Genomic DNA, 2820 nt, shown 5'->3' with positions numbered 1-2820 from the left:
AAGGCATCGACGACCGCGCGACCGATTCCGGAGCCGGCGCCGACGATCAGCGCGCGGCGATGGGACAACCAGCCGCTCACAGCGACTCCGTCGCCGAGTCACCGGGCTGATCGCTGACAAGGGATCCGAACGGATGGCCAATCATCGCCGAGAAGGTGGCCGTGCCCTGCCACGTCAGCGCCTCCACCTCGAGTGGGCACAACGCCACCCATTGGCCGGAACGCTGCGACTCGATCAGTAGCCGCGAGCCATTGCGTGTGCTCACGCCAGTGATGCGTACCTCGGCGAACTCGTTTCCGATGGTGATCGGTTCGCCGACGGCGTGTTCGAGCAGGGCGCTGCGCTCCGCGCTCGACCGCGCCGCGTGTTCGTCAGGCGCCGGGGTCACAGGAACACCGCGAGGTTCTGCATGCGGATGACGGATTCGTCGACGGAGATCGTGCGACGGGCAAGCCTCCACCTGCCGTGCTCTAGCCGCAGCAGATCCTCCCTGCCTGCCGAGAGGAAGGCCCCCTCGTGCACGTCGCCTCTGCTGCGGAACAACAGCGTGGCCGACTCCACGACCAGGTGGTCGGCATCGTCTGTGGCGAAGGTGCGCACGTTCGACAGATGATGGCGCAACCGTGACGGGGGGTCCTCGGTCCAGGCGTGCTCGGTGAGGAAGCGAGCAACACGACGCGACAGCGAATACTTGTCCTCGTCGAAGTGCGCCATGCCGGGAGCGGTGTCGTAGCCGGCAGCCAGAGCCGTCGTCACCCGCACTGGCATCACGTAGTGGATGTCCTCGGTGAGGGTCTCGAGCCATTCCAAATAAGCCTGTGCGTCAAGCAGATAAGTCTCATCGACCAGCCACTGGTGGGCCAGCAGATGCCGTTCATCACCGAAGTTCAGCGAGGTACCCGTTCGCCCGAGCCGAGAAGCGTTCGCACCGAGACGGGACCGGCTGGAATGAGTGTCCACCGTCGTCATGCCCGCGACACCGCCTCGCGTTCCCCGTTGGCCGACGCACCCTGCAAAGTCGTATTGACTGCCGGTTCGGCGATGGACCGCTGGAGGTCATCCGCCCAGCGCCGCAACAGCTCCCGCTGATTGAACTCGCTGTAACCCTGCCGTGCGACGCCAGGACCGCTGAATCGGTCTGAGGTCAAGGGCGGCGCCAGCTCAGTGCCGTCGGCGAGCAACCCCATGCGGCTGTTGAGGAGTAGCCGCCGTGCCATCGATCCCGCAGCGGTATTGGTCAACGACACCCAGTTCTCGACATCGTCCTGTTCGAACATTCCGGTACTTCCGAAACACATGAGATAGGCCTTGTAGGACAGGGCTTTGAACTCTGCGGGGGCTTCAGCGTCCACCGCGAACCAGGACAGCACCTCGGTTTCGTCTTCGCTGATCGGCTGCCACTGGCGCAGCGTGGTGAACGGCAGCACGTCGTCGCTGTCGCCGACCTTCGGCCAGTTGTGTACGAATGAGAGGTTGGGATAGAGGGACGCCGCGCTGAACATGAAGCCATCGGTGCCGATGACGGCGAGCTGTTCGGGTGACCAGCACTGCTTCATGCGCTCGATCATCGAGGTGGGATATCCGACGTAGCTCAGACGTTCTTCCAATGAACCGTCGGGCAATTTGTAGGTCGTTCCGCCGCCGCTGCCGGCCCAATACAGCGCTCCCTCTTTACGTTTCTGCGCATTGGGCTCTCGGAACAAGCCGATCTCCACAACCGAGGTATGCGTTTGCGGCGTGTGATACATGTCGCCTGAGAAGTTCTCGGCGCCGATCTTCCAGTTCGCCTTGATCCGCCACCGTTGCGGTCCGGACAGCTCGATGCCGGCCGGGCTCTGCTTGGTGTAGAAGTCGAGATAGAACTTGAAGTCACCGAGGTACTCCTCGAGCGGGGGCGCCCCAGGGTCGAGGCTGATGAAGATCATCCCGTTGTATATGGCGATGCTCGGCGCAGGCAGAAGTCGCTGGCCCTTGCGGGCGAATCCTTCCTCGCCGCCGTAGGCGTCCTGATGGAACGGTAACCCGACTATCCTGCCGTCGTTACGGTAGGACCAGCCGTGATACGGGCAACGAAAATGTGATGCGTTGCCCATCTCCGCGCGACAGACCTGCATACCGCGGTGTAGACACATGTTGAAATGCGCTAAGACGGAGCCACCTTCATCGCGAGTGACGATGAACGAGTCCTCCAGGATCCTCCGCACGACGTAATCGCCAGGGTGGGCAATCTCGGATTCGTGACCCACGAAGATCCACGCGGTGCCGAAGACGTGTCGCTTCTCCAGCTCGAAGATGTCCCGGTCGTTGTAGATATGCGCCGGGATCATGCCTCGGCGCACGTCGTCGAGCATTCCGGGAAGGCCAATCATGAAAGCCCCAAAGTGCACCAGATTGAAGTGTCTTCGTGGCGGGGTCGCGCCCTGCATGGCGGAACTCGACTAGTCGAGCGCCGAGTCAGACGACCGTTGTCCACGTTGAAAGAGCCGGGAATGCCGGTAATCTGGCCTTCGATGGGCATGCTTATCCATACTTTCCGCTGAGTCGTGACGGTCGGTCGTGGCACGTGAATAGCGTAGCAAGACGTAAGACACGAATAGTACATAATGTACCTAATATGTTCAATCAGGTCGCAGCTACTGATCTAATTCCTGGGCGCTGGAGTGGACCGGCCCCATCCCGCGTTCCTGGTGATCTCCTCGAGCAACGGCAGCGCACGATAGGCCAGCGGCGTAGTCAGTGCCAGAGTCGTAGTCGAGTGCACGACGCCCGGGATGCCGACGATCTTCTCGATCAATTGCTGCAGCCCGGCTTGGTTTTCGG

Annotated in this window: 3 protein-coding genes and 2 pseudogenes; all 5 read right to left on the bottom strand. The window is 61.9% G+C overall.

Going from position 1 to position 2820, the window contains the following annotated elements:
• Positions 1–80: pseudogene (locus QOD90_RS09940) on the bottom strand (3-(cis-5,6-dihydroxycyclohexa-1,3-dien-1-yl)propanoate dehydrogenase); the annotation flags it as partial.
• Positions 77–334: a hypothetical protein gene (locus QOD90_RS09935; RefSeq protein ID WP_526349125.1), complete on the bottom strand. Its 258-nt coding sequence runs from the start codon at positions 332–334 to the stop codon at positions 77–79. The gene QOD90_RS09935 and the pseudogene QOD90_RS09940, both read right to left, overlap by 4 nt.
• A gap of 50 nt (positions 335–384) precedes the next feature.
• Entirely contained in the window at positions 385–969 is a 585-nt protein-coding gene (locus QOD90_RS09930) for an aromatic-ring-hydroxylating dioxygenase subunit beta (RefSeq protein ID WP_526349123.1), read from the bottom strand.
• Positions 966–2369, bottom strand: coding sequence for an aromatic ring-hydroxylating oxygenase subunit alpha (locus QOD90_RS09925; RefSeq protein WP_526349121.1), 1404 nt, complete (start codon positions 2367–2369; stop codon positions 966–968). The genes QOD90_RS09930 and QOD90_RS09925 overlap by 4 nt, the downstream gene beginning before the upstream one ends.
• Before the next feature lie 272 nt (positions 2370–2641).
• A pseudogene (locus tag QOD90_RS09920) lies at positions 2642–2820 on the bottom strand (Lrp/AsnC family transcriptional regulator); the annotation flags it as partial.

Source organism: Mycobacterium sp. (assembly GCF_032161845.1).
Lineage (GTDB): Bacteria > Actinomycetota > Actinomycetes > Mycobacteriales > Mycobacteriaceae > Mycobacterium.
The sequence above is the reverse complement of the archived record's forward strand: the minus strand, read 5'-3'. Positions and strand labels throughout refer to the sequence as shown.

Bases quoted from the DNA above. Each gene is read 5' to 3' on its own strand.
- QOD90_RS09925 (WP_526349121.1), bottom strand. From the start codon at position 2,369: ATGATTGGCCTTCCCGGAATGCTCGACGACGTGCGCCGAGGCATGATC.
- QOD90_RS09930 (WP_526349123.1), bottom strand. From the start codon at position 969: ATGACGACGGTGGACACTCATTCCAGCCGGTCCCGTCTCGGTGCGAAC.